The following is a 26,811-nucleotide window of genomic DNA, read 5'->3' on the forward strand; positions in this document are numbered from 1 at the left end:
CGCCGCCCCCGCCGGTCACCGCCCCCGCCGCCCCGCCGGCCCCGCCCGCCGCTCCCCCGGCCCCCGCGCCCGGAACCGGGAAAATCAACCTGGACAAGGGCCGGGTCAGCCTGCAGAAGAACCAGACCGTCTCCCTGGTCAAGGGCGGCCGCCCGGTGCTCTCGCAGGTCAAGATGGGCCTCGGCTGGGAGCCGGCGTACCGCGGCAAGGACATCGACCTGGACGCCTCCGTCATCGCCTACGGCCCGCAGCGCAACCACATCGACAGCTGCTACTTCGGCAAGCTGTCCATCCTGGGCGGCGCGATCAAGCACTCCGGTGACAACCTCACCGGCGAGGGCGGCGGTGACGACGAGGTGATCGTCGTCGACCTCGGCCGCATCCCGCAGGAGGCCACGGGCCTGGTCTTCACCGTGAACTCGTTCTCCGGTCAGAAGTTCACCGAGGTCGCCAAGGCGTACTGCCGTCTGCTGGACGCCGCGACCGGCGAGGAACTGGTCCGCTTCGACCTCACCTCCGCCGAGCCGCAGACCGGCGTGATGATGGCGAAGCTGATCCGGCAGTTCTCCGGTGAGTGGGACATGACGGCGATGGGCGAGTTCGTGAAGTCCCGCACGGTCCGCGGGATGGTGAAGCCGGCCGCCAAGGCGCTGTGAGCGGACGGTCCGTGTCTCCGGGGTCCCGGGACTCCGAGAACCCCGGTGACGCGGACCGTCGCCCGCCGCTCAGTGCTGCTTCCGCCGCTTCTGCCGCTTCCAGGGCCCGGTGATCGCCAGCATGATGCCGGGCGTCTGGATGTTGGCGTAGAGGGTGCGCCCGTCGGGCGAGAAGGTCACGCCGGTGAACTCGCTGTACTCGGGCTCCTGAGCGGTGCCGAGGTTCAGCTCGTTGCGGGCGATGGGGTAGGTGCGTCCGCTGTCGGTCGCGCCGAACAGGTGCTGGACGCCCTCGCCGTCCTCGGCTATGACCAGACCGCCGTAGGGCGAGACGGTGATGTTGTCGGGGCCGTCGAAGGCGCCGTCCGCGGACGGGTCCGGGTTGACGCCGAGCAGGACCTTCAGGGTGAGGGTGCGGCGCCGGGGGTCGTAGAACCAGACCTGGCCGTCGTGCGGTTCGCCGGGGCTCTCGGAGCGGGCGTAGGAGGAGACGACGTAGGCGCCGCCGTCGGCCCACCACATGCCCTCCAGCTTGCGGGCGCGGGTGACCTGGCCCTCGGTGAACTGCTTGCGCACCGAGACCGTCCGCGCGTCGCGGTCGGGGACCTCGGCCCAGTCGACGCCGTACACGGTGCCGATCCTGGTGGCGCGGGAGAGGTCGTCGACGAACTGGCCGCCGGAGTCGAAGCACTTGAAGGCTTCCAGGCGCCCGGCGTCGTCGGCGAGGGTGCGCAGCTTCCCGCGGCCGTGCCGGAAACCCTCGGGCGGCGTCCAGCGGTAGAAGAGCCCGTTGGGCCCGGAGGCGTCCTCGGTGAGATAGGCGTGGCCGCGCTTGGGGTCGATGACGACGGCCTCGTGGGCGTACCGGCCGAACGCCTTGACGGGCTTGGGGTTCCGGTTGGCGCGGCGGTCGGCGGGGTCGACCTCGAAGACGTATCCGTGGTCCGCGGTCATGCCGTTGGAGCCGGCCCTGTCCTCGGTCTCCTCGCAGGTCAGCCAGGTGTCCCAGGGGGTGGAGCCGCCCGCGCAGTTGGTGGCGGTGCCGGCGATGCCGACCCACTCGGCGACGTGGCCGCCGGGGCGGACCTCGACGACGGTGCAGCCGCCGGAGGCCGCCGGGTCGTAGACGAGGCCCTCGGTGAGCGGGACGGGGTGCGGCCAGTTGGCGCGGGGGCCGCCGAGTTCGTGGTTGTTGACGAGCAGGGTGGTGCCGCGCGGGCCCTCGAAGGTGGCGGTGCCGTCGTGGTGGGAGGGGGTGTACTCGCCCGACTCCAGCTTCGTGCGGCCGCTGTAGGTGATGACGCGGTACGCGAACCCGGCGGGCAGGGCGAGGATGCCGTCCGGGTCGGGGAGCAGCGGTCCGTAGCCGACGCCGGTCTGCCCGCCGGTCTCTCCGTGCCCGTGGTCCCGGCCGGAGCGGTCCGCGCCGTCCGCGCCGTCGGTTCCCGCGTCCTCGACGTCCGTGTCGGTGGACGCCAGGGCGTTCGGGGCGGTGGCGAGGGCGCCGACGCTGCCCGCCAGCGCGACCCCGGCACCGGTGAGCGCGGAGCGTCTGGCGAAGTCCCTGCGGGTGAGCGACATGGTGTCTCCTGTGACGGTGGTCGTGCAGGAAAGGGGGGTGGCCCGAGCGGCGTGCGGCGCCACCGTCCCGCCCGTCCCTTAACGCCGGTTGAACACAGGGCGACACCCGGTCGCACGCTTGCGTGAATCCGCGCCCCCCGCCACCGTCCGCGGGAGGCCGCGTCCGTCAGCCGCCCTGCGCCGACCGCGCCTTGAACGCCGCCTTGCGGGCCTCCTTGGCGATCTTCTTGTCGGGGTGCAGGCGCCCCATCGCCTCCAGGACGTCGGCGGTGGCGGGGTGGTCGACCCGCCAGGCCGTGTCGAAGAAGCCGCTGTGCTGCGCGGCCAGCCCCTCCACCAGGGCCTGCAGTTCCGCGGAGTTGCCCTCGGCGGTGAGCTGCGCGGCCACCGTGTCGACGGTCAGCCAGAAGATCATGGACTCCGGCGGCGCGGGCACGTCCGCCGCGCCGTGCTCGGTCAGCCAGACCCGGGCAAGGCCGCCCAGCTCCGCGTCGTCGAGGACCTCCCGCAGCGCGGGCTCGGCCCCGGCGCCGACCAGGGCCAGCGCCTGCTGGCAACGGAGCCGCCGCAGCGGCGCCCCGGTGTCCGCGCCGCGGGCCGCGGCGAGCAGTTCGCGCGCCGCGGCGAGCGGTTCGCGGCGGGCCAGCCACAGCTCGGTCTCGGCGTGGGCGGCGGCCGGTCCGAACGCCGCCGTGCCGTCGAGCAGCGCGTCGGCCCCCTTGTCGGCGAGGTCCCCGACGGCCGGCGCGGTGAACCCGGCTTCGAGGAGCCGGGCCCGCATCCCGTACAGGCCGAGCGGCGTCAGCCGCACCATGCCGTACCGGGCAACGTCGGTGTCGTCGACGGGCGCGGCGGGCTCCTCGTCGGCGTCGGCCATGAGCGCCTCGTCGACCGGCCGGTAGGCGACCAGCCCGATCGGCTCCAGCACCCGGAACTGGTCGTCCAGCCGCATCATCGCGTCGGAGACCTGCTCCAGCACGTCGTCGGTGGGCTCCCCCATGTCGCTGGGGACCAGCACGGACGCGGCGAGCGCGGGCAGCGGCACCGCGGTGTCGCCCGCGTCGTCCTCGCCGACGGTGAGCAGGTAGAGGTTGCCGAGGACCCCGTCGAGGAACTCCGCCTCGGCCTCCGGGTCCCAGTCCAGGGAGGAGAGGTCCAGTTCGCCCTCGCTCTCGGTCATGGCGTCGACCAGCGCCCCGAGGTCGGGCGCGCTCGCGTCGGCGAGGACCGTCTCCAGGGCGGCGAGCCAGACGGTGAGCACGTCCTGCGGGGAACCGCCGGTGAGCAGGGCGAGTTCCTCGCCGGCCCGGACGGTGCCCTCGTCCTCGTCGACGACCTCGACGAGTCCGGCGTCCACCGCGACCCGCCAGGCCTCGTTCGCGTCGGCGGCGGCCCGGTCGCCGCTCAGTCCGAGCGTCTCGGCCGCCGCCCCGAGCTGCTCCTCGACGAGCCCGCCGCCGGCGTCGACGCGGGTGTCAGGACCGGCCCAGCGGGCGAGCCGGGCGGCGCTGGCGAGCAGCGGGGCCGAGAGCGCGTCGCGGGCCAGTTCCGCCTCGGGCCGGAGCCGCGCGGGCGGCAGGGTGGAGCTGTCTGACATCGGCTGGTTTCTCCTCGCGCGCCTCGACGGCCGTACGACCACCTGGACGCCGTACGGCTCAGCCGCTCAGCCTAGACGGGTTTCCACCCATGCCGCCCGGTTCATCTCTCCGTCGGCCGCCGTACATGGCCGAAACCTTGACAACGGGCCGGGCCGCGCAGGAGATTGACGCGCGTAGAAACAGGGGGGCACAGGTGTTCAGTTCCGCATGCGCGCTCCCCTCCTCCTCATGCTTCCCGGCGTTCGCAGTCACGTCCCCGGAGGGACCCATGCCGAGCAAGTCGTCCGCGCGCCTCGCCGCGCTCACCGTCGCCGCCGTCTGCTCCGCGGCGTCGACCGTCGTCATCGTCTCGCCCGCGCACGCCGAGTCCGTGCGCGTCCACGACATCCAGGGCACCACCCGGATCTCCCCGTACGCGGGCCGGCAGGTCGCCGACGTGACGGGAATCGTCACCGGGGTCCGCGGCTACGGCTCCTCCAGAGGGTTCTGGATCCAGGACCCGGAGCCGGACGCCGACCCCGCCACCAGCGAGGGCATCTTCGTCTTCACCAGCTCGGTCCCGAAGGTCGCCGTCGGTGACGCGGTCTCCGTCTCCGGCACGGTCACGGAGTACGTCCCCGGCGGCGCTTCCACCGGCAACCAGTCGCTGACCGAGATCACCCGCCCGACCGTCACCGTGGTCTCCTCCGGCAACGCGGTCCCGGCCGCCACCCGGATCACCGCCCGGTCGGTGCCGCGCGCCTACACCCCACAGGCCGGCGGCGGCTCGGTCGACGCCCTGCCGCTGCGCCCGTCGAAGTACGCCCTGGACCTCTACGAGTCCCTGGAGGGCATGAACGTCCAGGTCTCCGACGCCCGGGTCGTCGGCGCCACCGACCCGTACACCGAGCTGTGGGTGACGGTGAAGCCGACGGAGAACCCGAACCGGCGCGGCGGCACCGTCTACGGCTCCTACGACGACCAGAACACCGGCCGGCTCCAGATCCAGTCCCTCGGCGCGGTCGCCGACTTCCCCGACGCGACCGTCGGCGACACCCTCGCCGGGACCACCGCGGGCCCGCTGGACTACAACCAGTACGGCGGCTACACGCTGGTCGCGAACGACATGGGCACGCTGGAGAGCGGCGGCACCGAGCGGGAGACCACCCGCGCCCAGAAGCGCGGCGAACTGGCGGTGGCGACGTACAACGTCGAGAACCTCGACCCCTCCGACGACACCTTCGCCGCGCACGCCGCCGCGATCGTCGGCAATCTGTCCTCGCCCGACATCGTCTCCCTGGAGGAGATCCAGGACGACAACGGCGCCACCGACGACGGCACGGTCACCGCGGACGAGACGGTGGGCCGGCTGATCGACGCGATCGTCGCGGCGGGCGGCCCGCGCTACGACTGGCGCTCGGTCGACCCCGTCGACAAGGCCGACGGCGGCGAACCCGGCGGCAACATCCGCCAGGTCTTCCTCTTCGACCCCGAGCGGGTCTCCTTCACCGACCGGCCGGGCGGCGACGCCACCACCGCGACCGGCGTGACGAAGAAGCACGGGAAGGCGGCCCTGACCCTCTCCCCCGGCCGCGTCGACCCCGCGGACGCCGCCTGGGAGAACAGCCGCAAGCCGCTCGCCGGCGAGTTCGTCTTCCGCGGGAAGACCGTCTTCGTCATCGCCAACCACTTCGCGTCCAAGGGCGGCGACCAGGGGCTGACCTCCTCCTACCAGCCCCCGGCCCGCGGCTCGGAGACGCAGCGCCACCTCCAGGCGCAGGCCGTCAACGCCTTCGTGAAGGACATCCTCGCCGTCCAGAAGAACGCGGACGTCATCGCGCTGGGCGACATCAACGACTACGAGTTCTCCGCCACGACCCGCCTCCTGGAGGACGACGGCGCGCTCTGGTCGGCGGTCAAGTCGCTGCCGAGGAGCGAGCGTTACTCGTACGTCTACCAGGGCAACAGCCAGGTCCTGGACCAGATCCTGGTCAGCCCCTCGATCCGGCGCGGGTCCGGGCTGTCGTACGACAGCGTGCACATCAACGCCGAGTTCCACGACCAGATCAGCGACCACGACCCGCAGGTGCTGCGATTCCGGCCGTAGTCCGGCCGGGGGTTCAGTCCGGGACGAGGCCGAGGGCGTGGTCGTAGCGGCGCACCGTGCCGCTCCGCAGCCCCGGCCACGGCCGCGACCGCAGCCGCCGCCACACCTCGGCGCCGGTGTCCTCCGCGTGGACGAGGACCCGGGTGCCGTCGGTGGAGAGGTGGAAGTGGGCACCGGGGCCGGCCCCCGGGGCGTCGAGCGCGGCGTCGGCCCACGCCCGCTGCCGGGCCGGGTCCGGCGCCTCGAACTCCACGTCGACGATGACGACACGCCCCGCGGCGGGGGCCGTCCCGTCGTCGCGGGGCGTGTCGCGGTAGCGCCGGGTCCCGTCGTCGCGAAGCCCGCCGCGGTAGCGCCGGTAGCGGCCGAGGCCCAGCCGTTCGATGCCGGGCACGGCCGTGTCGATCTCGTCGACGCGCTCCTGGCGGTGGGTCTTCGCGAACGCCTCGTACGCGGCCTCGTCCGCCCACTGCGAGTGGTGCAGCAGCGTCTCGCCGTCCAGGCCGGTGTACACGTGGTAGCTCCGCAGCGCGTTCGCCGGCCAGGGGCGCCGCTCCCAGGCGCGGGCGATCGCCCCGACGGCGGCCCGCTGCCGCTCGGGGCCGCCGACCCGCCACGTACTGAAGAAGGGCGCCGCGACGTCCGGGCGGGCGAGGTCGGGGCGGGTGTCGGTACGGCGGGTCATGTCGGCCTCTCGTCGGTCGGGGCGGAGAACGCCGCGCGCGTGGTCCGCGCGCACCACTCTCCGACCTGAAGCGGAGTCGAGGTCAAGGCCCACCGGACGTGTCGGGTGGGGTCAGCGGCGTCCGCCGCGGTGGTGCCGCAGCACCCCGACCGCCACGGCCGCGCCCGCCGCCGCGCCGGCCAGCAGCACCGGCCGCGGGTGGCGCAGGCCCGCCTCCAGCACGCCGCGCACCGGACCCGGCACGCCCCGCTCGACGCTGTGCCCGGCGTGTGCGGCGGTGCTGCGCAACTGGACGGTCATCGCGCCGGCCTTGTCCCGCAGGTCGGCGACGCGGGCCTTCGCCCGGCCCCCCGGGTCGCTGAACTGCGCCCGCAGTTCGTCGGGCCCCTTGGCCCCGGTGACCGCGCCACCGCCGTACCCGGCCCCCTTCGCCCCGGTCCCGGTCGCCGCGCCGCTGCCGTGCCTGTCCGTGTTCTTCGGGTCGGTCATCGGTCCGCCCCTTCCCTCTCGTCCTCGGTCGTTCCGGGTCCGCGCCCGGCCGGCGGGTACCCGGGCCCGCCGACGGCTACGCCCGCCCCTTGCCGGGGCGTCCGAGCCGGGCCAGCCGGCTCTGGAACCAGTCGAGCCGGGCCTGCAACAGGGCCGCCTCGGCGACGAGTTCGGGCACACCCGGCCCGTCGCCGCCGATATCCGTCCCGCCGGACGGCGTGCCGCCCGGCGCCGTCACCACCCGCAGCCCGTCCCCGGCCAGCCGGGCGAAGGTCCCCGGGGTCACCGCCGTACGGGCGCCCGCGCAGCCCGCGCAGGCGGGGGCCAGCGCACGCCAGCCGGGGCGGCCCCAGCCCGCGTCGGCCAGGACCGCCGCCGGGGCGCCGCAGCCGCAGGGCCCGGCGGTGGCGGACCGCACCCGCTGCCGGGCGGAGCGGAAGCCCCGCTCGAAGCGGAGGTAGCGGCCCAGTACGCGGACCTCCAGCAGGAGGGCCGCCCGGTGTTCGGCCGTGCACAGCAGCGCCTCGGCCGTCGTACGGTCGTGCACGCAGTGGAAGCCGCAGTCGCAGCGGCGGTGCGGCGGCCGGTGCCGCAGCCCGTAGACGCAGGACGCGTCGGCCAGGACGCCGTACGGCAGTGCCCCGCCCAGGGAGACGCCGGTGAAGGCGGCCCGGGTGCCGTCCTGGGACAGCACCGCGTGCGCGATCTTGTAGCCGGTCGGCGGCTCCGTCGGGCGTTCCTCCGGAAGCCGCAGCCTCATCGAACGGCCGGAACCTCTTCGGGCACGGACACGGCTTCGGGCGCGGGCGCCGCTTCATACACGACCGGCGCCACGGCCCCGTCCACGCCCCGGGCCTCCTCCGCCTCGGCCTCCGGCCGTTCCTCCGCGACTCCGGTGGCGAGTGCCTTGCCGAGCTTCATGACGCCTCCCATGACCATGGTGGGTGTGGTGCCGTCGACCGCTCCGGCCATGGTGGCCCATGGGAACGGGATTGGACATACCGCCTTCCGCCGAAAACCCTCAGCACCGCCTGCCGGTCAGCGGATGGCGAAGACGGGCTCCCGGTCCCGGGGGTCGGAGGTCCTCGCCGGCGTGCCGGTCGCCGCCGCTCAGCAGGACGGCCGTCCTCAGCAGCGCGGTCGAGCGGTTCGCCACGAAGCCGCGGAGACTCTCCCGCGCCTGCGCATCCGTCGTCACCTTCTCGTGCCCCGGCCGGACCCTGTGTCCGTCCCCCGCACCTCCTGTGACGTGTGCGGGCAGAGTTCACTGTGTCTGCCCGCACGCCGGTGTCACCGCCAGCTGTAGCCGTCGCCGAACAGCAGCGTGTGCTCCAGCACGTCCTCCATCGGGTCGTCGATCTGGCCGACGTTGATCAGGCCGACCCGGGGGCCGTTGTGCGAGGACGTGTTCGTCTCGTCGGCGTGCGCGGCGCCCGCGGGCAGCCAGCAGACCGCCGCCGCGGCCCCCACCCCGGTCAGCCAGCGCACCACGGACCTCGTCCGCTCGTTCGTCCAGTCCGGCATGTCCGGCTCCTCGATTGGTCGGTGCGGCGTCTGATCGGCCGCCGTGTCGGCCTGTTCATCTGCGGGACTCGGGATAAGGTCACGCCCGGTCCGGCGGCGCCCACCGGAATGATGAACAGTCCGGCGACCGCGGTGGCATGATCCGTGGCCATGGACACGGAGGGCACGGCGACGGCCGTGGGCGCGGCGTGCACGCTGCTCGGGGTCGCGATCGGCGCGCTGGGCACCCTGTGGGCCGCGCGGATGCAGGTGCGAGGCGCCGTCGCGCAGGCCGACGCCATGCTGACGCAGGCCGACACCACCTACCGCGCGGCCCTGGACCAGGCCCACGCGACGCAGCGCGCCGCGCACGCGCAGTGGCGCCGGGAGATCCGGCGGGACGCGTACGCGGCGTTCGTCGCCGCGCTGGACCGGCTGGAGGAGCGGGTGACCCGGCCGGAGCTGCTGGAGGGCGGCGCCGGTGGTGCGGCGGATGCCGTGGCCACCGCCTCCCGCGCCGTGCAGGCCGCCTACGCGGTGGTGGAACTGGAGGGACCCGCGCCGTTGTCGACACTGGCCCGCACGGTCTGGCAGGCCGGTGTCACGGCGGGCGAGCACGCCCTGCGGCTGGCCCCGAGGGCGAGCGCCCTGCGGCTCCTGGACGCCGCGGCCTCCGACGTGCCCGCGGACCCGGCGGCCGCCTCGGCCCCCGCCGAGGCGGCGCGCGCGGCGCACCGGGAACTGACCCGGCTGCGCGAGACGGTATTCCGCCACGACTCCGGCGAGGCCGACCATGCGGCCCTCCACGCGGCCCGGCAGCGCGCGGCCGGCGCCCTCGACGCGAGCGGGCTCTTCACCGCGGAACAGCGGCGCGCCCTGCTCGGCGATCCCTCCTGGGAGGGGGCGCTGCGGACGGCGGCCGAGCACGCGGAGTCCCTGCGCCGCCTGACGACGGCCCGCGCCGAGTTCGTCTCGACCGCCCGCGATCTCCTCGACACCGCCTGAGCCACCGGTCCCCCGGGAGACGGCGGCGCCCTCCCCGGCCGGGCTCGGCGGGGGAGGGCGTCCGGGAACCGCTCGTCAGTTGTGGCTGTGCAGCACGTCGTTCAGGCCGCCCCACACCGCGTTGTTCGGGCGGGCCTCGACCGTGCCGGTGACCGAGTTGCGGCGGAAGAGGATGTGGGAGGCGCCGGAGAGGTCGCGGGCCTTGACGACCTCGCCGTCGGGCATGGTCACGCGGGTGCCCGCGGTGACGTAGAGGCCCGCCTCGACCACGCACTCGTCGCCGAGGGCGATGCCGACGCCCGCCTCGGCGCCGATCAGGCAGCGCTCGCCGATGGCGATGCGGACGTTGCCGCCGCCGGAGAGGGTGCCCATGGTGGAGGCGCCGCCGCCGATGTCGGAGCCGTCGCCGACGACGACGCCCGCGGAGATGCGGCCCTCGACCATCGAGGTGCCGAGCGTCCCGGCGTTGAAGTTGACGAAGCCCTCGTGCATGACGGTGGTGCCCTCGGCGAGGTGCGCGCCGAGGCGGACGCGGTCGGCGTCGGCGATGCGCACGCCCTTGGGGGCGACGTAGTCGGTCATGCGGGGGAACTTGTCGACCGAGGTGACCTGGAGGTGCAGGCCCTCCGCGCGGGCGTTGAGGCGGACCTTCTCCAGGTCGTCGACGGCGACCGGGCCGAGCGAGGTCCAGGCGACGTTGGCGAGGTGGGCGAAGATGCCGTCCAGGCTCTGGCCGTGCGGCCGGACCAGCCGGTGGGAGAGCAGGTGGAGACGGAGGTAGACGTCGTGGGCGTCGACCGGCTTCTCGTCCAGGGAGGCGATGACCGTGCGGACCGCGACCACCTCGACGCCGCGGCGGGCGTCCGGGCCGACCGCGGCGGTGGCGCCGCCGCCGAGGAGCTGCGCGGCCTGTTCGGCGGTGAGCCGTTCCGTGCCCGAGGGGCCGGGCTCGGCGACCAGTTCGGGCGCCGGGAACCAGGTGTCGAGAACGGTGCCGTCGGCGGCGACGGTGGCGAGGCCGGCGGCCACGGCACCGGTGGTGCGGGGAGCAGTCGTGTCGGTCATGCTGGCAACCTAACCGGCGAGGCGCGCCCAGGGCGAACCGGCCCGCGCCCCCGTCTCACGTGCCGAGCAACCTGGCCAGCGCCTGTCGCGCGTACTCCTCGTCGTAGGGCGTGTCCGTCAGCAGGACCTGGAGGCAGATGCCGTCCACCAGCGCGACCAGCGCCCGCGCGGTGAGCGGGTCGGTGCGGTGGGCGAGCAGCTCCGCGACGCCGTCGGCCCACTCGGCGGCGACGGGACGCAGGGCGGGGCGGCGGAGCGCCGCGAGGTACAGCTCGTACTCCAGCTCCACGCCGGTGCGGTCGCCGCCGAGCCACTCGCCGAGGACCCGGGCCAGCTCCGCGGCGAGGTCGGCGTGCGGGTCGCGCAGCGCCGGGTGCGCGGCCATGACCTCGGCGAAGCCCTCGTTGGCCTGGCGCAGCGCGGCGACGAGGAGTTCGTCGAGGGTGGCGAAGTGGTACGTGGTGGAGCCGAGCGGTACGTCCGCCTCGGCGGCGACGGTGCGGTGGCTGAGGCCGGCGATGCCCTTGCGCCCCGTGACCCGGATGGCGGCGTCGATGATCCGCTGCCGTCGCTCGGGGTCGTACCGCCGGGCCATCAGTGCGCCCCGCCGAGGTTCAGCACCACCACTCCGACGATGATCAGCGCGATCCCGGCGGCCTTGGCCGGGGTCATGCCCTCCCCCATGAAGAGGATGCCGATCACGGCGATGGCGGCGGTACCGACGCCGGCCCAGATCGCGTAGGCCGTGCCGATGGACAGGAGTTTCAGCGTCTGGGCGAGCAGCGCGAAGGAGACGATGTAGCCGGCCACGGTGAGCAGCGACGGCAGCAGCCTGCTGAACCCTTCGCTGTACTTCATGGCGGTGGTGGCTCCGACCTCGGCGGCGATGGCACCGGCGAGCAGCAGGTATCCCATGCGGACGAGCGTACACAGAGAGGTGTACGCGCGTACACATGACGGCACGTCAGGGTGCGGTGGACTCCGTGCGGGCGTCTTCGCGGGCCGCGACCGGGCCGTGCTCGCGCAGGCGGGTGCCCGCGTCGCGCAGCCGCCTGCGGGCGTGGGCCGCGCGGCGCAGCGCGGAGACCTTGCGGTAGCGCAGGAGGTCGGCGGGGTCGGGGCGGACGGCGCCGCTCGGCTCGTACCCGGCGCGCGCCAGCCGGTCGCCGAACGCGGCCTCGCAGAGCCGGACCTGGTCGGGGGTGAGCCGGTGGCGCCAGGTGCCCGAGCGGGCGGCGTCGGGTGCGCCGTGGGTGTTTCGGTGCCAGGTCTTGCGGGCGGGCACGGCGACGTCCGCGAGCAGGTGCGGCGCGGTCATCGCGGGGTCGTACTCCTCGCCGAGGTAGGCACACAGGGCACGCAGCACCGGTTCGGGGTCGGCGAGCAGGTCCTCGTAGCGCAGTTCGTGCCAGCTGTCCGGGGGGAGGCGGCGGGCGTGGCGGCGGGTGGTGTCCATGACCTGCGCCCAGGTGGCGACCGCCTCGTGGAAGCCGGCGTGCCACCAGTCCACGCCCAGCAGGGAGGCGACGCAGTCCCGTCCGTCGCGCACCAGGTGCACGAACTGGGCGTCGGGGAAGAGCCGCAGGATCTCCGTGACGTGCAGGGCGTAGGCGGGCCGCTTGTCGCCCCAGCGGACCTTGCCGTGCCGTTCGGCGTACGCCCGCAAGGGGACGGCGAGGGCCGAGCCGAGGGTCGGCGGTCCGTCGGTGACGCGGGCGGCCACCGCGTCCGGGTCCACGCCCAGCTCGTGGAAGCGGGTCTCGGGGCGCCGGGTGAGCCACGCGGCGAGCGCGGCACGGTTCTCCCGCCGCGCCAGGTCGCCGAAGCCGAGCCGGCGCTCGTAGGCGGGGAGCACGAACCGGTTCTCGGGCGGCAGCGCGATCCGGGGGTGCGCGTGCAGCATGAGCTGGAGCAGGGTGGTGCCGGAGCGGGGGCAGCCCAGGACGAAGACGGGGCGGGCGGGAGGCGCGGTGATCACCTCTCCACGCTGCCGCGCGGGTCTGAGCGGGGGCTGAGAGGGCGGCCAGAACGCGATGTGAACCTTACGAGGACGGCCCCCGGCACCACTTGAGTTCCAGTGGTGCCGGGGGCCGTCCTCGTGAGGCGTGGCGGGTCAGACGTTGAACCCGAGCGCCCGCAGTTGCTCGCGGCCGTCGTCGGTGATCTTGTCGGGGCCCCACGGCGGCATCCAGACCCAGTTGATGCGCAGCTCGCTGACGAGGCCGTCCGTGGCGGACTTGGCCTGGTCCTCGATGACGTCGGTCAGCGGACACGCCGCCGACGTCAGGGTCATGTCGACGGTCGCGATGTTCGCGTCGTCGACGTGGATGCCGTAGATGAGGCCCAGGTTGACGACGTCGATGCCCAGTTCGGGGTCGACGACGTCCATCAGGGCCTCGCGGAGCTCTTCCTCCGAGGCCGGCTTCATCTCCACGGTCTCGCTCATGCCGTCTTCCTTTCGGCGTCGGCGCCGTCCAGCGCCTGGGCCGTCGCGTCCTTCCAGGCCATCCAGCTCAGCAGGGCGCACTTCACCCGGGCCGGGTACTTCGAGACCCCGGCGAACGCCACGGCGTCCTCCAGGACCTCCTCCATCGCGTCGTCGGGTTCGAGCTTGCCCTTGGACTGCATCAGCTCCAGGAAGGTCTCCTGGACCTTACGCGCGTCGGACAGCTCCTTGCCGACCAGCAGGTCGTTGAGGACGGAGGCGGAGGCCTGGCTGATCGAACAGCCCTGGCCCTCGTACGAGACGTCCTCGATCGTCGTGCCGTCGTACTTCACGCGGAGGGTGATCTCGTCGCCGCACGTCGGGTTCACATGGTGAACCTCGGCGTCGCCATCGCGCAGACCACGCCCGTGCGGGTTCTTGTAGTGGTCCAGGATGACTTCCTGGTACATGGAGTCCAGCTTCACGCCTCAGCCCCTCATCCGAAGAAGTTCCGTACGTGCTCCAGGCCGTCGACCAGGGCGTCGACCTCGGCCGGCGAGGAGTACAGATAGAACGACGCTCGCGTGGTCGCGGGAATTCCGTACCGGAGGCAGACGGGACGGGCGCAGTGGTGGCCCACCCGGACCGCGATGCCCTGTTCGTCGAGGACCTGGCCCACGTCGTGCGGGTGGATGTCGCCGAGGGTGAAGGAGATCGCGGCGCCGCGCTCCTCGGCCGTGGTGGGGCCGATGATGCGCAGGTCGGGAACTTCCAGCAGCCGCTTCACCGCGTACTCGGTGAGCGCCTGCTCATGGGCGAGGATCTTCTCCATGCCGATCGAGTTCAGGTAGTCGATCGCCGCGCCGAGACCGACCGCCTGCGCGATCGGCGGCGTGCCCGCCTCGAACTTGTGCGGGGCCGGGGCGTACGTCGACGAGTGCATCGACACCGTCTCGATCATCTCGCCGCCGCCGAGGAAGGGCGGCAGGTCCTCCAGGAGTTCCTGGCGGCCCCAGAGGACGCCGATGCCGGTCGGGCCGCACATCTTGTGGCCGGTGAAGGCCACGAAGTCGGCCTGGAGGGCCTGTACGTCCAGCGGCATGTGCGGCGCGGCCTGGGAGGCGTCGACGCAGACCAGGGCGCCGACCTCCTGGGCGCGGCGGACGATCGCCTCGACCGGGTTGTGGGTGCCGAGGATGTTGGAGACCAGCACGAAGGAGACGATCTTCGTCTTCTCGGTGATGACCTCCTCGATGTTCGACAGGTCGAGGCGGCCGTCGTCGGTCAGGCCGAACCAGCGGAGCTTCGCGCCCGTGCGCTGCGCGAGCAGCTGCCACGGCACGATGTTGGAGTGGTGCTCCATCTCCGTGATGACGATCTCGGTGTCCGAGTCCACGCGGTAGGGCTCGTCGGCCCAGCCCAGCATGTTGGCCACGAGGTTGAGGGACTCCGAGGCGTTCTTGGTGAAGATCACCTCGTCGCGGGAGGGCGCGTTGACGAACTCCGCGACCTTGTCCCGCGCGCCCTCGTACAGCGCCGTGGCCTCCTCGGCGAGGACGTGCACGCCACGGTGGACGTTGGCGTTGTAGCGCTCGTAGTACTCGCTGAGCGCGTCCAGCACCTGTCGCGGCTTCTGGCTGGTCGCCGCGTTGTCCAGGTACACGAGCTTGCGCCCCTCGTGGACCTGGCGGTCCAGGATGGGGAAGTCCTTGCGGATCGCCTCAGTGTCGAGGAGGCCCGGCAGCCGTGTCACTCGGATGCGCCACCCTTCGTGTATGCCTCGTAGCCCTCGGCCTCCAGCTTGTCGGCCAGCTCCGGACCGCCGGACTCGGCGATCCGCCCGTTGGCGAAGACGTGCACGTGGTCGGGGTTGATGTACCGCAGGATGCGCGTGTAGTGCGTGATCAGCAGGGTGCCGACCTCGCCGGTCTCACGGACCCGGTTGACGCCCTCGGAGACGACGCGCAGGGCGTCGACGTCCAGGCCCGAGTCGGTCTCGTCGAGGATCGCGACCTTCGGCTTGAGCAGTTCGAGCTGGAGGATCTCGTGGCGCTTCTTCTCACCGCCGGAGAAGCCCTCGTTGACGTTGCGCTCGGCGAAGGCGGGGTCGATGGAGAGCCGCTCCATGGCCTCCTTGACCTCCTTGACCCAGGTGCGCAGCTTGGGGGCCTCGCCGCGGACGGCGGTGGCGGAGGTGCGCAGGAAGTTGGAGACCGAGACGCCGGGGACCTCGACCGGGTACTGCATGGCGAGGAAGAGGCCGGCGCGGGCGCGCTCGTCGACGGACATCTCCAGGACGTCCTCGCCGTCGAGGGTGACGGTGCCGCCGGTGATCGTGTACTTGGGGTGACCCGCGAGGGAGTAGGCGAGGGTCGACTTGCCGGAGCCGTTGGGGCCCATGATGGCGTGCGTCTCGCCCTGCTTCACGGTCAGGTCGACACCCTTGAGGATCTCCTTCGTGGCGTTGTCGGCCTCGACGGTGACGTGCAGGTCTCGGATTTCAAGCGTTGCCATGGGTGCCTCAGGACTCCTGGGTGAGGGAGGCGCGTACGTCGACAAGGACGCTGCCCCCTTCGATCTTTACGGGATATACGGGGACGGGGCGCGTCGCCGGAAGACTGTCGGGTTTGCCGGAGCGCAGGTCGAAGCGCGAGCCGTGCAGCCAGCACTCGATGTGGCAGTCGTCGACCTCGCCCTCGGAGAGGGAGACGTTCGCGTGCGAGCAGATGTCGTTGATCGCGAAGACGTCGCCCTCGGTCCGCACGATGGCCACGGGCGTGCCGTCGAGTTCCACCCGGTGCGGGGTGTCCTCCTCCAGCTCGCCCACTGCGCAGGCGCGTACGTAGGTCATGCGACCGACGCCTCCAGCTCCTCTTCGATCTTGGCGAGGAGGCGTTCCTCGATGTCGGCGACGCCGATCTGCTGGACCAGTTCGGCGAAGAAGCCGCGGACCACCAGGCGGCGGGCGTCGATCTCGGGGATGCCGCGCGCCATCAGGTAGAAGAGCTGCTCGTCGTCGAAGCGGCCGGTGGCGGAGGCGTGGCCGGCGCCGACGATCTCACCGGTCTCGATCTCCAGGTTGGGCACGGAGTCGACGCGGGCGCCGTCGGTGAGGACGAGGTTGCGGTTCATCTCGTAGGTGTCGGTGCCCTCGGCCTTGGCCTCGATGAGCACGTCGCCGATCCAGACCGCGTGCGCGTTCTCGCCCTGCAGCGCGCCCTTGTAGACGACGTTGGACTTGCAGTGCGGGACGTTGTGGTCGACCAGGAGGCGGTGCTCCTGGTGCTGGCCGCGGTCGGTGAAGTAGAGGCCGAACATCTCGGTCTCGCCGCCGGGGCCGGCGTACCTGACGCGCGGGTGGAGGCGGACGACGTCGCCGCCGAAGGTGACGACGACGGACTTGAAGCTCGCGTCGCGGCCGACCAGCGCGTTGTGCTGGGCGACGTGGACGGCCTTGTCGTCCCAGTCCTGGACGGAGACGACGGTCAGCTTGGCGCCGTCACCGAGGACGTAGTCGACGTTGGCGGCGAGCACGGCATCACCGGTGTGGTCGATGACGACCACGGCCTCGGCGAAGGCGCCCAGCTCGATCACCTGGTGGGCGTAGGCGACGCCGCCCTCGCCGTGCACGGCGATGCGGATCGGCTCGGTGAGCGCCGCCTCCTTGGGCACGGTGATGACCGTGGCCTGCTCGAACGCCGAGTACGCCTGGGCGGCGACCCGGTCCACCGGGGTACCGGCCCGGCCGATGCGCGCGTCGTCGCGGCCGACGGTCTCGACGGTGACGCCCTCGGGGGCCTGGATCTCCGCCTTCAGTCCGCCGCCGGTGGCGACGGCGGTGCCGTCGTGCAGGCCGCGCAGCCGCTCCAGCGGGGTGAACCGCCACTCCTCCTCGCGGCCGTGCGGGACCGGGAAGTCCGCCACGTCGAAGGAGGGGGGCGCGCTCATGCGCGTGGCGACGGTCGAGTCGGCCTCGGCGGCCACCGCGATCGCACCGGCGGTCGTGGAACCGACCGGCGGGGGTCCCCCCGCCGGGGCGGAGCCGGAGGTGGGGGAGTTCTGAGCCTCAGCCATGGCTGTCGTAGTGCTCGCTTTCCGTTACGTAAGGGGCTTCAGGGGCGGGGCGGGGTCAGCCGACCGCGCCTTCCATCTGCAGCTCGATCAGCCGGTTGAGCTCCAGCGCGTACTCCATCGGCAGTTCCTTGGCGATCGGCTCGACGAAGCCGCGCACGATCATCGCCATCGCCTCGAACTCGCTCAGACCGCGGCTCATCAGGTAGAAGAGCTGGTCCTCGGAGACCTTGGAGACGGTCGCCTCGTGGCCCATGGAGACGTCGTCCTCGCGGACGTCGACGTAGGGGTAGGTGTCCGAGCGGGAGATGGTGTCGACGAGCAGCGCGTCGCACAGCACGTTGGACTTGGCGCCGGGGGCGCCCTCACCGATCTCGATCAGGCCGCGGTAGGAGGTACGGCCGCCACCGCGCGCCACCGACTTGGAGACGATGTTGGAGGACGTGTTCGGGGCCATGTGGACCATCTTGGCGCCGGCGTCCTGGTGCTGGCCCTCGCCCGCGAAGGCGATGGACAGGGTCTCGCCCTTGGCGTGCTCGCCCATCAGGTAGACGGCCGGGTACTTCATGGTGACCTTGGAGCCGATGTTGCCGTCGATCCACTCCATGGTCGCGCCCTCGTACGCCACGGCGCGCTTGGTGACCAGGTTGTAGACGTTGTTCGACCAGTTCTGGATGGTCGTGTAGCGGCAGCGGGCGTTCTTCTTGACGATGATCTCGACGACGGCGCTGTGCAGCGAGTCCGACTTGTAGATCGGCGCGGTGCAGCCCTCGACGTAGTGCACGTAGGCACCCTCGTCGACGATGATCAGGGTCCGCTCGAACTGGCCCATGTTCTCGGTGTTGATCCGGAAGTAGGCCTGGAGCGGGATCTCGACGTGCACGCCCTTCGGCACGTAGATGAAGGAGCCGCCGGACCACACGGCCGAGTTCAGCGACGCGAACTTGTTGTCGCCGACCGGGATGACCGTGCCGAAGTACTCCTTGAACAGCTCCGGGTGCTCCTTGAGCGCCGTGTCGGTGTCCAGGAAGATGACGCCCTGCTCCTCCAGGTCCTCACGGATCTGGTGGTAGACGACCTCCGACTCGTACTGGGCGGCGACACCGGCGACGAGGCGCTGCTTCTCGGCCTCCGGGATGCCCAGCTTGTCGTAGGTGTTCTTGATGTCCTCGGGCAGGTCCTCCCAGGACTCCGCCTGCTTCTCCGTGGAGCGCACGAAGTACTTGATGTTGTCGAAGTCGATGCCGGAGAGGTCCGAGCCCCAGTTCGGCATGGGCTTCTTCTCGAAGAGCTTCAGGCCCTTGAGACGGAGCTTGGTCATCCACTCCGGCTCGGACTTCTTCGCGGAGATGTCCCGGACGACGTCCTCGTTGATGCCGCGCTTCGCAGAGGCGCCGGCCGTGTCGGAGTCGGCCCAGCCGTATTCGTACTTGCCCAGACCCTCGAGTTCGGGGTGAGCAGTCTCCGTGGGGAGAGTCATGCGGGGTTCCTCCCGGCCGTGCTTACGGATGCGTTGTCAGTGGTCTTGGAAGTCTTCGGAATGAACGTCGTGCAGACGCCGTCGCCGTGCGCGATGGTCGCCAGCCGCTGTACGTGCGTACCGAGCAGCTCGGCGAAGAATTCCGTCTCGGCCTCGCACAGCTGCGGGAACTTCTCGGCCGCGTGCGCGACCGGGCAGTGGTGCTGGCAGAGCTGCTGCCCCTGCTGGGGGCGGGGCGCGCTGCGCGCGGTGGCAGCGTACCCGTCCGCGCTCAGGGCCTTGGCCAGCGCTTCCGCGCGTCGCTCCGGCGGCAGCCCCTCGACCGCCCGGCGGTACGCGGCGGACTGCGCGGCGATCCGGGCGCGGGCGAAGGCGGCGACCGCCTGCTCCCCGCCCTCGCGCTCGGAGATCCAGCGCAGAGCGTCCTCGGCGAGCTTGTCGTAGGACTGGTCGAAGGCGTCCCGGCCGCAGTCGGTCAGGGCGAAGGCCTTCGCGGGCCGCCCGCGCGTGCGCGCGCCGTAGACGCGGCGGTCGCGGGCCTCCACGACGTTGTCCGTGAGCAGTGCGTCGAGATGGCGGCGGACGGCGGCCTGGGTGAGGCCGAGGCGCCCGGCCAGCTCCGTGACGGTCGACGGCCCGTGGTCCAGGATGGACCGCGCGACCCGGTTGCGCGTGGAGCGCTCCCCGGTAGCGAGCTCCTCTTGGGATGCCTGGCCGACGTTTTTCACAACGCCATTGTTGCGTAATTCCTCGGACCCGGGCAAGCGAGGCCCGGCGCACCTCACGGTGCCGTGCGTCACTTAGGTATACCTAATCTGACCTGCGGGAACGATCTTTGATCGATCAAAAACGGTAGCGCACGGCCATCGGCTCGTGGACACTCGCCTCCATGCCCACACCCCCTCCCGCCGGTCCCCTGGTCACCCGGGGCACCCTCGCGGCCGACCTGCGCGCCCTCGGTGTCCGCTCCGGCGAAATCCTCCTGGCGCACTCCTCGCTCAGCTCCCTCGGCTGGGTCTGCGGCGGGGCCGTGGCCGTGGTCCGGGGAGTGCTCGACGTACTCGGCCCGGACGGGACACTGGTCGTGCCCACACAGACCGCCGACCTGTCCGACCCGGCGCTCTGGGAGAGCCCGCCGGTCCCCGAGGAGTGGTGGGACACCATCCGCAACGCGATGCCGCCCTACGACCCGCCGACCACGCCCACCCGCGGGGTCGGCGTGGTCCCCGAGACGGTGCGCACCTGGCCGGGCGCCGTGCGCAGCGCGCATCCGCAGACGTCGTTCGCCGCGCTCGGCCCGCGCGCCGAGGAGATCACCCGGGACCACGCGGCCGACTGCCGGCTGGGCGAGCGCAGCCCGCTGGCCGCCCTGGAGCGCACCGGCGCCCGGGTGCTGCTGCTCGGCGCCGGCTTCGACTCCTGCACCGCCTTCCACCTGGCCGAGTACCGCGTCCCGGCGCCTCTGGTCGAGGTGGGCCGCCCGGGTCCGTTCGGCTGGGAGCGGGTGACGGAGGTGTCGATCACCTCGGACCGGTTCGACGAGCTGGGGCACGACTTCGAACGGGACCGGCCCGTCGTGCGCGGGAAGGTCGGCGCGGCGGACGCGCGGCTGTTCCCGGTGGCCGACGCGGTGGCCTACGCCGAACGGTGGCTGGCGCTGCACCGCCCCCGTCCGGAGGAGATCGTCCACCCCCGCGCCTGAGCCGCCGGCGGCGTACCTAGACTCGTGACCCATGCGAAGCGAGCCCGTGGTCCCCGTGGTCGAGGTGCAGGCCCTGGTGAAGCGGTACGGCACGAAGACCGCCGTGGACGGCCTCGACCTGGTGGCCCGGACGGGCGTGACCGCCGTGCTCGGCCCCAACGGGGCGGGCAAGACGACCACGATCGAGACCTGCGAGGGGTACCGCCGAGCGGGCTCCGGCACCGTGCGCGTCCTGGGCCTCGACCCCGTCCGCCACGCCGGTGACCTGCGGCCCCGCGTCGGCGTGATGCTCCAGTCCGGGGGCGTCTACTCCGGCGCCCGCGCCGACGAGATGCTCCGCCACGTGGCGAGGCTGCACGCGCACCCGCTCGACGTGGACGCCCTGATCGAGCGCCTCGGCCTCGGCTCCTGCGGCCGGACGGCGTACCGGAGGCTCTCCGGCGGCCAGCAGCAGCGGCTCGCGCTGGCGATGGCCGTGGTGGGCCGCCCGGAGCTGGTCTTCCTGGACGAGCCGACCGCGGGCCTGGACCCGCAGGCCCGCCGGGCCACCTGGGACCTCGTCCGCGACCTGCGCGCCGACGGCGTCTCGGTCATCCTCACCACCCACCACATGGACGAGGCCGAGCAGCTCTCCGACGACGTGGCGATCATCGACGCGGGCCGGGTCATCGCCCAGGGCTCGCCCGAGGAACTGTGCCGCGGCGGCGCCGAGAACACGCTGCGGTTCACCGGCCGGCCGGGTCTGGACGTGGCGAGCCTGCTCAAGGCGCTGCCCGCCGACTCCTCGGCGTCCGAGCCGGCGCCGGGCTCGTACCGGGTCGTCGGCAAGATCGACCCGCAACTGCTCGCGACGGTGACGTCGTGGTGCGCCCAGCACGGGGTGATGCCGGACCGGATCTCGGTGGAACGGCACACCCTGGAGGACGTCTTCCTGGAACTGACCGGCAAGGAGCTGCGCTCGTGACCACCTCCACCGGTACGCCCGGTACGACAGGGACCCCGGGCACGTACGCGCCGAGGCCCGGTGCCGCCCCGCTCCCCCGCATGATCGCGGCGCAGGCCGCGCTGGAGACGAGGATGCTGCTGCGCAACGGCGAGCAGCTGCTCCTCACAGTGATCATCCCGGCGCTGCTGCTCGTGCTGTTCGGCTCGGTCGACGTCATCGACACCGGGGAGGGCGACGCCGTCGACTTCCTCGCCCCCGGCGTCCTCGCGCTCGCCGTGATGTCGACGGCGTTCACGGGCCAGGCCATCGCCACCGGCTTCGAACGCCGCTACGGCGTGCTGAAGCGGCTGGCCGCCTCGCCGCTGCCGCGCTGGGGCCTGATGACCGCCAAGACGCTCTCCGTGCTGGTCACCGAGGTGCTCCAGGTCGTCCTGCTGACGGTGATCGCCTTCGCGATGGGCTGGTCGCCGCACGGCAGTCCGTTCGCCGTGCTGGTGCTCCTGGTCCTCGGCACGGCGGCCTTCTCGGGGCTCGGTCTGCTGATGGCCGGGACGCTGAAGGCCGAGGCGACACTGGCCGCCGCGAACCTGGTCTTCCTGCTGCTGCTCGTGGGCGGCGGCGTCATCGTCCCGCTGGACAGGTTCCCCGACGCGGCGCAGACGGTGCTCGGCCTGCTGCCCGTCTCCGCGCTGTCGGACGGTCTGCGCGACGTTCTCCAGCACGGCGCGTCCATGCCCTGGGGCGACCTGGGCATCCTGGCGGTGTGGACGGTCGTGGGCCTCGCGGCGGCGGGCCGGTTCTTCCGCTGGGAGTGAGCCGTCCGGGGCACGCACGGGACCCTCGTGAAAGCGTGCACAAGCTTCCCCCTACGATGGACGGCGTGCCAAACGTGACCCGCAACGACGTCGCAGCCGCCGTGCGCAATCCGCTCGCCTTCATCGCAGCGCGCTGGACCCCGCAGCCACGGACCGTCCGGCGGTCCGCCCTGACCGCCCTCGTCATGGCGGTGATCATCGTCGGCACCGGCGGCGCCGTCCGGCTGACCGGCTCCGGCCTCGGCTGCCCGACCTGGCCCAAGTGCACGGACGAGTCGCTGACGGCGACCAGCGAGATGGGCCTGCACGGCGCCATCGAGTTCGGCAACCGGCTGCTGGCCTACGTGATCTGCGCGGCGGTCGCCTGGGCGATCATCGCCGCCCGCTCCGAGAAGCCCTACCGGCGCTCCCTGACCCGGCTCGGCTGGGCGCAGTTCTGGGTGGTCATGGGCAACGCGATCCTCGGCGGCATCGTCGTCCTGGTCGGCCTCAACCCGTACACCGTCGCCGCGCACTTCCTGCTCTCCACCGCGCTGATCGCGGTAGCGACGGTGACGTGGCAGCGCACCCACGAGGGCGACGGGGCACCGCGCCCCCTGGTCGGCAGGGCCGTCGAGCAGCTGGTGTGGGTGCTCGTCGCCGTCACCCTGGTACTGATCACGGTCGGCACGGTCGTCACCGGTGCCGGGCCGCACGCGGGCGACTCCAGCGACGTCCCGCGGATGCCGCTGGACTGGGAGACGGTCTCCAAGCTGCACGCCGTACTGGCGTGGATCGTGGTGACGCTGACCTTCGCCCTGTGGTTCGTCCTGAAGGCCGTCGACGCGCCGAAGGGACCGCTGGCCCGCACCCGCGACCTGTTCCTGATCCTGCTCGCCCAGGGCGCCATCGGCTACGTGCAGTACTTCACCGACCTGCCGGAGATCCTCGTCGGCCTGCACATGGTCGGGTCGTGCCTGGTGTGGATCGGCGTCCTGCGGGTCCTGCTGGCGCTGCGCGAACGCCCCGAGGAGACGGCGGGCACGCTTCCCGTTCAGGAGTACGACGCGACCAGCGTGTCGATCGCGGGTCCCAGGTAGGACCGGGTCAGCGCGGCCCTGCGGTCCCGCCACTCGGCCGAGGGCGGCGCGGGGTCGTCGTAGCGCCGGGCGCGGACGTCCTCGACGACCTCGGCGGGCGCGCCCAGATCCGCCAGCTCGGCCAGCGCCTCCCGCTCGGAGATCAGCCGGCCGTCCCGCAGGGTGACGGTGGCACGGGCGAGGGTGACCAGGCCGAGGTCGACCCAGATGTCCTCCCGCCACAGCTCGGGGCGGCGGACCGTCGGCCGCCAGTACTCCCGCATGTTGCGGACGATGTACCCGGCGAGTTCCGCGTCCGTCACCGGGGGCAGCGGCCCGGCGGGCGGCGCGCCGTGCAGGACCTTCCCGAAGCTGTGCAGCTCGCGCCGGGTGATCGGGGTGACCGTGCGCCGGAACAGCCGCTCGTGCGCCCAGGTGAGGTGGCGTCGCTCCGTGTCGTCCGTGCCGTCCGGCGTCAGGTAGCTGCAGTGCAGTTTCGCGGCGAGCGGGTCGCCGCGCAGCCGCGCGTGCAGCAGCGCCAGCCGCCACACCGTCCGGGGGTTGAGTTCCGGTACGACCGCGATCAGGTCCAGGTCGCTGCGGCCCTCCTGGTAGTCACCGCCGGCCAGCGATCCGTGCGCCCAGACGGCGAGCGGCCCGAGGGGCGCGAGGCCGGTGAGGAAACGGTCGAGCAGTGTGTCGGTCGGCATCGGCCCAGTCTCCGTGGCCGGGGCGGAGCTGTACACACCGCCCGGGTTCAGCCCAGCCCGTAGACCCGTCGCGCGTTCCCCGCAGCGATCATGCCGGCCACCCGCCGGGCATCGCTCAGCGACCACGCCCCGTCGGCGACCCAGGTGCCGAGGACCCGGCCGAGGGCCTCGCGGAACAGCCGGGCGCCCACCACGTGCAGCTCGGGCAGGCCCCGCCCGCCGCTGGAGAAGAGGACCTTGCCGAAGGGGGACAGCTCCAGGATCTCGCCGAGCACACCGGCGGCGCGGGCACCGGTGCGCACGAGGGCGGCGCCCGCGTCGGCGTAGACGTGCGCGTAGGCACCGGCGAGGTGGGCGGCGTGCCGGTGGTACGGGTAGCCGTGCAGCAGCACGAGGTCGGTGCCGAGCCCGGCGGTGGCCCGGACCAGGTCGGTGAGGAGCGCGGGGTCGGCGCGGCCGGTGCGCGGTCCGGGCTCGCCGAGGCCCGCGTGCAGCTGGAGCGGCCGCCCGGAGGCGAGCGCGATCCACAGCAGGTGGCGCAGCAGTACCGGGTCGCTCAGCTCCCCGCCGACCGGCCGCGCGGCCAGCCACCGCCCGGCGGCGCCGCGCACCTCCCCCGGCCCCGGCGGCTCGGGCGCGAGCGCGAGGCCGTGCCGCAGACCCGCCACGGAGCCGAAGGCGACGGCGTGCGAGGCGGCGCCGTGCACCGCCTCGGCGAGATTGGCGAGGAAGGACTCCACCGTGCCGGAGGTGTCGGCCACCTGCTCGGCCAGTTGTTCGAGGCGGACGATCTCGTGGGCGACGGCGGCCCCGGCGGCGGCCATCTCGGCGGGTCCGGTGAGGTCGTCGGGGAGGCCGGAGTCGACCAGGTAGGTGGTGATGCCGCTGCCGCGCAGCAGTCTGCGGTCCGCCTCCAGGACGCCCAGCTCGCGGCGGCGGGCGAGGTAGCGGGCCGGCGGACAGTGCGGTTCGAGGCCGAGCAGCGGCGGGCACCAGCGGCGCACCGCGAACCCGGTCTGCGTGTCGAACAGGGTGGTGCCCGCGGCGGGCGGCCCCGCGGTGCGGGCCAGCTGGGCCTCGAAGGTGCCGAGGCCCAGCTCCGTCTTGAGGACGCCGTGACAGTACTGGTCCACCAGGGACGGCGTGTCGATCATCCGGGCTCCCCGCGTAGACGCCGTGCTCTGCTCACGAGTCCTAACGGGTGAACCGGGTGTCAGGTGTTGCGGGGGCCGCCGATCTGCAGTCCGGCCATGCGCGACCACTCGTACGGCCCCGTGCGGACCTGGCCGGCGAATTCGCCGTCGAACGACTCGTGGACGGTGAGGCCGGCCTTCTCGACCGCCTTCTCGGCGACCTCGTACGAGGGCGCGACCACGTCGCCCCACTCCCCGTCCGCCCCGACGAGCACGATCCGCGCCCCGCGCTGCCCGAGGTAGGCCACCTGCCCCTCGGCCCCGCCGTGCGCCTTGGAGAAGCTCCCGATCCGCCCGGCGAGCCGGGCCACGACCCGCTCACCCTTCACGTCAACCCGCTGCGTGTCTGCCATACCCACATGCTACCGACCGGTAAGTAAAACGCGCCCCCGAAGGGGCGCGGGGAACTGCGCGACCGGCCACGACGCCGCCGCGGACGACGACGCACCCTTCAGCGAAGAAACGGATCGACGGCCACGGCGAGGAACAGCACCGACACATAGGTGATCGACCAGTGGAACAGCCGCATCTCCTTGAGCTTCACGCCCGTGACCTCGGCCTTCGCCCGGTTCTGCAGCCCGTGCGCCTCCCACAGCCACATCCCGCCCGCGGCCAGCGCCACCACCGTGTAGAACCACCCGGTGTACCCCAGCGGCTGCAACAGCAGCGACACCACGACCATCACCCAGCTGTAGATGACGATCTGCTTGGCGACGACCTTGTTGGAGGCGATGACCGGCAGCATGGGAACGCCCACGCGCGCGTAGTCGTCCTTCACCTTCATGGACAGCGGCCAGTAGTGCGGCGGCGTCCAGAAGAACATCACCAGGAACAGGATGACCGGCGCCCAGGACATCGAGTTGGTCACCGCGGACCAGCCGATCAGCACCGGCAGGCAGCCGGCGATGCCGCCCCAGACGATGTTCTGCGACGTACGGCGCTTGAGGATCATCGTGTAGACGACGACGTAGAAAAGGAGCGCGCCGAGCGACAGCCACGCCGAGAACCAGTTGACGGTGAAGCCGAACAGCAGCGTCGACACCACCGCCAGGGTGATACCGAAGACGAGGCACTCCGCCGGAGAGACCATCCCCGTGACCAGCGGACGCTGTGACGTGCGGTCCATCAGCGCGTCGATGTCGCGGTCGATGTACATGTTCAGAGCGTTGGCGCCGCCCGCGGAGAGGTAACCGCCGACGCACGTCAGCAGCACCAGCTTCAGATCGGGCACGCCCTGCTCGGCGAGGAACATCACCGGAACGGTAGTGATCAGCAGAAGCTCGATGATCCGCGGCTTGGTCAATGCCACGAACGCCTTGACACGGGCCCCGAACGGCCGGTGACTCGGGCTCTGGCTCGTCCCGATTTCCCCCATTGCCTTAAGGGCATGGGAGGTACCCCCACCCGCAGGACGGGATTCAACGGCTGTCACGCACACCCCTGACAGAGACATCCCAGCGAGCTTCCCGTGCATCCCCGTGTGTGAAGTGCGGGTAAAGACTCGCGCGTACCACGCCACTTTAGACCGGGGCGGTTCCCCGGCCTTCGCGGGGGTGGGGTCGTGTTGGCGGGCATGCTCCGACGTGCGTACAAGGAGTCGATTGAGCAGTCAGATGAGCGCCTCCGTATTCACTTGCCGAATGGCGTTTCACCCGGTCGACAGGCGGATCCACGAGAAGCCCGGCAGTCTGGATTCAAGGGAAAAGCGCACGTACATACGGGGGTAGGCTCGACAGCGGCCGG

The 26,811-nt window shown here is 72.4% G+C and carries 30 protein-coding genes and 1 pseudogene; 7 read left to right on the forward strand and 24 right to left on the reverse strand.

Going from position 1 to position 26,811, the window contains the following annotated elements; translation table 11 throughout:
• On the forward strand, positions 1–656 hold a 656-nt coding region (locus UW392_RS37845), incomplete at its 5' end, for a TerD family protein (protein ID WP_320779767.1).
• Positions 657–725: 69 nt separating this feature from the next.
• Here UW392_RS37845 and UW392_RS37850 read toward each other — a convergent pair.
• Positions 726–2,237 (reverse strand): alkaline phosphatase PhoX, encoded by a 1,512-nt coding sequence (locus tag UW392_RS37850; RefSeq protein WP_320779768.1) that lies wholly within the window; start codon positions 2,235–2,237, stop codon positions 726–728.
• Between the two features lie 166 nt (positions 2,238–2,403).
• On the reverse strand, positions 2,404–3,834 hold the full coding sequence (locus tag UW392_RS37855) for a hypothetical protein (protein WP_320779769.1): 1,431 nt from the start codon (positions 3,832–3,834) through the stop codon (positions 2,404–2,406).
• Between the two features lie 269 nt (positions 3,835–4,103).
• On the opposite strand from UW392_RS37855, the gene UW392_RS37860 reads away from it, so the two are divergent.
• Positions 4,104–5,921, forward strand: coding sequence for an endonuclease/exonuclease/phosphatase family protein (locus UW392_RS37860; RefSeq protein ID WP_320779770.1), 1,818 nt, complete (start codon positions 4,104–4,106; stop codon positions 5,919–5,921).
• 13 nt (positions 5,922–5,934) lie between these two features.
• Here the strand turns inward: UW392_RS37860 and UW392_RS37865 are convergent, their stop codons facing one another.
• The 6 genes and pseudogenes from UW392_RS37865 to UW392_RS37890 form a co-directional block, all read right to left on the reverse strand.
• Positions 5,935–6,606 (reverse strand): antibiotic biosynthesis monooxygenase, encoded by a 672-nt coding sequence (locus tag UW392_RS37865; RefSeq protein WP_320779771.1) that lies wholly within the window; start codon positions 6,604–6,606, stop codon positions 5,935–5,937.
• A gap of 111 nt (positions 6,607–6,717) precedes the next feature.
• Positions 6,718–7,095, reverse strand: a complete 378-nt coding sequence (locus UW392_RS37870) for a DUF3618 domain-containing protein (RefSeq protein ID WP_320779772.1) — start codon at positions 7,093–7,095, stop codon at positions 6,718–6,720.
• Positions 7,096–7,171: 76 nt separating this feature from the next.
• Positions 7,172–7,855, reverse strand: coding sequence for a hypothetical protein (locus UW392_RS37875; protein ID WP_320779773.1), 684 nt, complete (start codon positions 7,853–7,855; stop codon positions 7,172–7,174).
• Complete coding sequence (locus UW392_RS37880; protein ID WP_320779774.1) at positions 7,852–8,067, reverse strand: hypothetical protein; 216 nt, start codon at positions 8,065–8,067, stop codon at positions 7,852–7,854. The genes UW392_RS37875 and UW392_RS37880 overlap by 4 nt, the downstream gene beginning before the upstream one ends.
• 106 nt (positions 8,068–8,173) lie before the next feature.
• Positions 8,174–8,293 (reverse strand): annotated as a pseudogene (locus UW392_RS37885) (SigE family RNA polymerase sigma factor); the annotation flags it as partial.
• A 92-nt stretch (positions 8,294–8,385) separates the two neighbouring features.
• Entirely contained in the window at positions 8,386–8,619 is a 234-nt protein-coding gene (locus tag UW392_RS37890; protein WP_320779775.1) for a hypothetical protein, read from the reverse strand.
• A gap of 150 nt (positions 8,620–8,769) precedes the next feature.
• Here UW392_RS37890 and UW392_RS37895 point away from each other — a divergent pair, with 150 nt between their 5' ends.
• On the forward strand, positions 8,770–9,603 hold the full coding sequence (locus tag UW392_RS37895; protein WP_320779776.1) for a hypothetical protein: 834 nt from the start codon (positions 8,770–8,772) through the stop codon (positions 9,601–9,603).
• 75 nt (positions 9,604–9,678) lie between these two features.
• Here UW392_RS37895 and dapD read toward each other — a convergent pair whose 3' ends face one another.
• The 12 genes from dapD to UW392_RS37955 form a co-directional block, all read right to left on the reverse strand.
• The gene (gene dapD / locus UW392_RS37900; RefSeq protein ID WP_320779777.1) at positions 9,679–10,668 is read right to left on the reverse strand and encodes a 2,3,4,5-tetrahydropyridine-2,6-dicarboxylate N-succinyltransferase; all 990 of its coding nucleotides are present in this window, start codon (positions 10,666–10,668) and stop codon (positions 9,679–9,681) included.
• A gap of 55 nt (positions 10,669–10,723) precedes the next feature.
• Entirely contained in the window at positions 10,724–11,263 is a 540-nt protein-coding gene (locus UW392_RS37905; protein ID WP_320779778.1) for a TetR/AcrR family transcriptional regulator, read from the reverse strand.
• On the reverse strand, positions 11,263–11,583 hold the full coding sequence (locus UW392_RS37910; protein WP_320779779.1) for a multidrug efflux SMR transporter: 321 nt from the start codon (positions 11,581–11,583) through the stop codon (positions 11,263–11,265). Before UW392_RS37910 ends, UW392_RS37905 begins: the two co-directional genes overlap by 1 nt.
• 49 nt (positions 11,584–11,632) lie before the next feature.
• On the reverse strand, positions 11,633–12,646 hold the full coding sequence (locus tag UW392_RS37915; RefSeq protein ID WP_320779780.1) for a sulfotransferase: 1,014 nt from the start codon (positions 12,644–12,646) through the stop codon (positions 11,633–11,635).
• A 135-nt stretch (positions 12,647–12,781) separates the two neighbouring features.
• The gene (locus tag UW392_RS37920; RefSeq protein WP_030403776.1) at positions 12,782–13,114 is read right to left on the reverse strand and encodes a metal-sulfur cluster assembly factor; all 333 of its coding nucleotides are present in this window, start codon (positions 13,112–13,114) and stop codon (positions 12,782–12,784) included.
• A complete protein-coding gene (gene sufU / locus UW392_RS37925; RefSeq protein WP_320779781.1) occupies positions 13,111–13,578 on the reverse strand; it encodes a Fe-S cluster assembly sulfur transfer protein SufU in 468 nt (155 codons plus the stop codon). The genes UW392_RS37920 and sufU overlap by 4 nt, the downstream gene beginning before the upstream one ends.
• A gap of 11 nt (positions 13,579–13,589) precedes the next feature.
• A complete protein-coding gene (locus tag UW392_RS37930) occupies positions 13,590–14,846 on the reverse strand; it encodes a cysteine desulfurase (RefSeq protein ID WP_320779782.1) in 1,257 nt (418 codons plus the stop codon).
• On the reverse strand, positions 14,843–15,607 hold the full coding sequence (gene sufC / locus UW392_RS37935; protein ID WP_320779783.1) for a Fe-S cluster assembly ATPase SufC: 765 nt from the start codon (positions 15,605–15,607) through the stop codon (positions 14,843–14,845). Before sufC ends, UW392_RS37930 begins: the two co-directional genes overlap by 4 nt.
• Positions 15,608–15,614: 7 nt before the next feature.
• The gene (locus UW392_RS37940) at positions 15,615–15,944 is read right to left on the reverse strand and encodes a non-heme iron oxygenase ferredoxin subunit (protein WP_320779784.1); all 330 of its coding nucleotides are present in this window, start codon (positions 15,942–15,944) and stop codon (positions 15,615–15,617) included.
• Positions 15,941–17,167 carry a Fe-S cluster assembly protein SufD gene (sufD, locus tag UW392_RS37945; RefSeq protein WP_320779785.1) on the reverse strand — a complete coding sequence of 409 codons (1,227 nt, stop codon included), beginning with the start codon at positions 17,165–17,167 and terminating at the stop codon, positions 15,941–15,943. Before sufD ends, UW392_RS37940 begins: the two co-directional genes overlap by 4 nt.
• A 55-nt stretch (positions 17,168–17,222) precedes the next feature.
• Entirely contained in the window at positions 17,223–18,644 is a 1,422-nt protein-coding gene (gene sufB / locus UW392_RS37950; protein WP_320779786.1) for a Fe-S cluster assembly protein SufB, read from the reverse strand.
• Entirely contained in the window at positions 18,641–19,372 is a 732-nt protein-coding gene (locus tag UW392_RS37955; protein WP_320779787.1) for a helix-turn-helix transcriptional regulator, read from the reverse strand. Before UW392_RS37955 ends, sufB begins: the two co-directional genes overlap by 4 nt.
• A gap of 161 nt (positions 19,373–19,533) precedes the next feature.
• On the opposite strand from UW392_RS37955, the gene UW392_RS37960 reads away from it, so the two are divergent.
• The 4 genes from UW392_RS37960 to UW392_RS37975 all read left to right on the forward strand — a co-directional run bounded on the left by UW392_RS37960 (position 19,534) and on the right by UW392_RS37975 (position 23,186).
• Positions 19,534–20,346, forward strand: coding sequence for an AAC(3) family N-acetyltransferase (locus UW392_RS37960; protein WP_320779788.1), 813 nt, complete (start codon positions 19,534–19,536; stop codon positions 20,344–20,346).
• Between the two features lie 31 nt (positions 20,347–20,377).
• Positions 20,378–21,310: an ABC transporter ATP-binding protein gene (locus UW392_RS37965; RefSeq protein ID WP_320779789.1), complete on the forward strand. Its 933-nt coding sequence runs from the start codon at positions 20,378–20,380 to the stop codon at positions 21,308–21,310.
• A gap of 80 nt (positions 21,311–21,390) precedes the next feature.
• Positions 21,391–22,107 (forward strand): ABC transporter permease, encoded by a 717-nt coding sequence (locus UW392_RS37970; RefSeq protein ID WP_320779798.1) that lies wholly within the window; start codon positions 21,391–21,393, stop codon positions 22,105–22,107.
• A gap of 56 nt (positions 22,108–22,163) precedes the next feature.
• Positions 22,164–23,186, forward strand: coding sequence for a COX15/CtaA family protein (locus UW392_RS37975; protein ID WP_320779790.1), 1,023 nt, complete (start codon positions 22,164–22,166; stop codon positions 23,184–23,186).
• On the opposite strand, the gene UW392_RS37980 is transcribed toward UW392_RS37975, so the two are convergent.
• The 4 genes from UW392_RS37980 to UW392_RS37995 all read right to left on the reverse strand — a co-directional run bounded on the left by UW392_RS37980 (position 23,141) and on the right by UW392_RS37995 (position 26,506).
• Positions 23,141–23,875 (reverse strand): nucleotidyltransferase domain-containing protein, encoded by a 735-nt coding sequence (locus UW392_RS37980; protein ID WP_320779791.1) that lies wholly within the window; start codon positions 23,873–23,875, stop codon positions 23,141–23,143. The two genes, UW392_RS37975 and UW392_RS37980, sit on opposite strands and share 46 nt — an antisense overlap.
• 47 nt (positions 23,876–23,922) lie before the next feature.
• Positions 23,923–25,029, reverse strand: coding sequence for an amidohydrolase family protein (locus UW392_RS37985; protein ID WP_320779792.1), 1,107 nt, complete (start codon positions 25,027–25,029; stop codon positions 23,923–23,925).
• Between the two features lie 59 nt (positions 25,030–25,088).
• On the reverse strand, positions 25,089–25,421 hold the full coding sequence (locus UW392_RS37990) for a hypothetical protein (protein ID WP_320779793.1): 333 nt from the start codon (positions 25,419–25,421) through the stop codon (positions 25,089–25,091).
• Positions 25,422–25,519: 98 nt separating this feature from the next.
• Positions 25,520–26,506 carry a heme o synthase gene (locus UW392_RS37995; RefSeq protein WP_320779799.1) on the reverse strand — a complete coding sequence of 329 codons (987 nt, stop codon included), beginning with the start codon at positions 26,504–26,506 and terminating at the stop codon, positions 25,520–25,522.
• Positions 26,507–26,811: the final 305 nt, after the last annotated feature.

It is taken from the genome of Streptomyces sp. CRN 30 (assembly GCF_034105845.1).

Bases quoted from the DNA above. Each gene is read 5' to 3' on its own strand.
- UW392_RS37850 (WP_320779768.1), bottom strand. From the start codon at position 2,237: ATGTCGCTCACCCGCAGGGACTTCGCCAGACGCTCCGCGCTCACCGGT.
- UW392_RS37855 (WP_320779769.1), bottom strand. From the start codon at position 3,834: ATGTCAGACAGCTCCACCCTGCCGCCCGCGCGGCTCCGGCCCGAGGCG.
- UW392_RS37860 (WP_320779770.1), top strand. From the start codon at position 4,104: ATGCCGAGCAAGTCGTCCGCGCGCCTCGCCGCGCTCACCGTCGCCGCC.
- UW392_RS37865 (WP_320779771.1), bottom strand. From the start codon at position 6,606: ATGACCCGCCGTACCGACACCCGCCCCGACCTCGCCCGCCCGGACGTC.
- UW392_RS37870 (WP_320779772.1), bottom strand. From the start codon at position 7,095: ATGACCGACCCGAAGAACACGGACAGGCACGGCAGCGGCGCGGCGACC.
- UW392_RS37875 (WP_320779773.1), bottom strand. From the start codon at position 7,855: ATGAGGCTGCGGCTTCCGGAGGAACGCCCGACGGAGCCGCCGACCGGC.
- UW392_RS37880 (WP_320779774.1), bottom strand. From the start codon at position 8,067: ATGGCCGGAGCGGTCGACGGCACCACACCCACCATGGTCATGGGAGGC.
- UW392_RS37890 (WP_320779775.1), bottom strand. From the start codon at position 8,619: ATGCCGGACTGGACGAACGAGCGGACGAGGTCCGTGGTGCGCTGGCTG.
- UW392_RS37895 (WP_320779776.1), top strand. From the start codon at position 8,770: ATGGACACGGAGGGCACGGCGACGGCCGTGGGCGCGGCGTGCACGCTG.
- dapD (WP_320779777.1), bottom strand. From the start codon at position 10,668: ATGACCGACACGACTGCTCCCCGCACCACCGGTGCCGTGGCCGCCGGC.
- UW392_RS37905 (WP_320779778.1), bottom strand. From the start codon at position 11,263: ATGGCCCGGCGGTACGACCCCGAGCGACGGCAGCGGATCATCGACGCC.
- UW392_RS37910 (WP_320779779.1), bottom strand. From the start codon at position 11,583: ATGGGATACCTGCTGCTCGCCGGTGCCATCGCCGCCGAGGTCGGAGCC.
- UW392_RS37920 (WP_030403776.1), bottom strand. From the start codon at position 13,114: ATGAGCGAGACCGTGGAGATGAAGCCGGCCTCGGAGGAAGAGCTCCGC.
- sufC (WP_320779783.1), bottom strand. From the start codon at position 15,607: ATGGCAACGCTTGAAATCCGAGACCTGCACGTCACCGTCGAGGCCGAC.
- UW392_RS37940 (WP_320779784.1), bottom strand. From the start codon at position 15,944: ATGACCTACGTACGCGCCTGCGCAGTGGGCGAGCTGGAGGAGGACACC.
- sufD (WP_320779785.1), bottom strand. From the start codon at position 17,167: ATGGCTGAGGCTCAGAACTCCCCCACCTCCGGCTCCGCCCCGGCGGGG.
- sufB (WP_320779786.1), bottom strand. From the start codon at position 18,644: ATGACTCTCCCCACGGAGACTGCTCACCCCGAACTCGAGGGTCTGGGC.
- UW392_RS37960 (WP_320779788.1), top strand. From the start codon at position 19,534: ATGCCCACACCCCCTCCCGCCGGTCCCCTGGTCACCCGGGGCACCCTC.
- UW392_RS37965 (WP_320779789.1), top strand. From the start codon at position 20,378: ATGCGAAGCGAGCCCGTGGTCCCCGTGGTCGAGGTGCAGGCCCTGGTG.
- UW392_RS37970 (WP_320779798.1), top strand. From the start codon at position 21,391: ATGATCGCGGCGCAGGCCGCGCTGGAGACGAGGATGCTGCTGCGCAAC.
- UW392_RS37975 (WP_320779790.1), top strand. From the start codon at position 22,164: ATGGACGGCGTGCCAAACGTGACCCGCAACGACGTCGCAGCCGCCGTG.
- UW392_RS37980 (WP_320779791.1), bottom strand. From the start codon at position 23,875: ATGCCGACCGACACACTGCTCGACCGTTTCCTCACCGGCCTCGCGCCC.
- UW392_RS37985 (WP_320779792.1), bottom strand. From the start codon at position 25,029: ATGATCGACACGCCGTCCCTGGTGGACCAGTACTGTCACGGCGTCCTC.
- UW392_RS37990 (WP_320779793.1), bottom strand. From the start codon at position 25,421: ATGGCAGACACGCAGCGGGTTGACGTGAAGGGTGAGCGGGTCGTGGCC.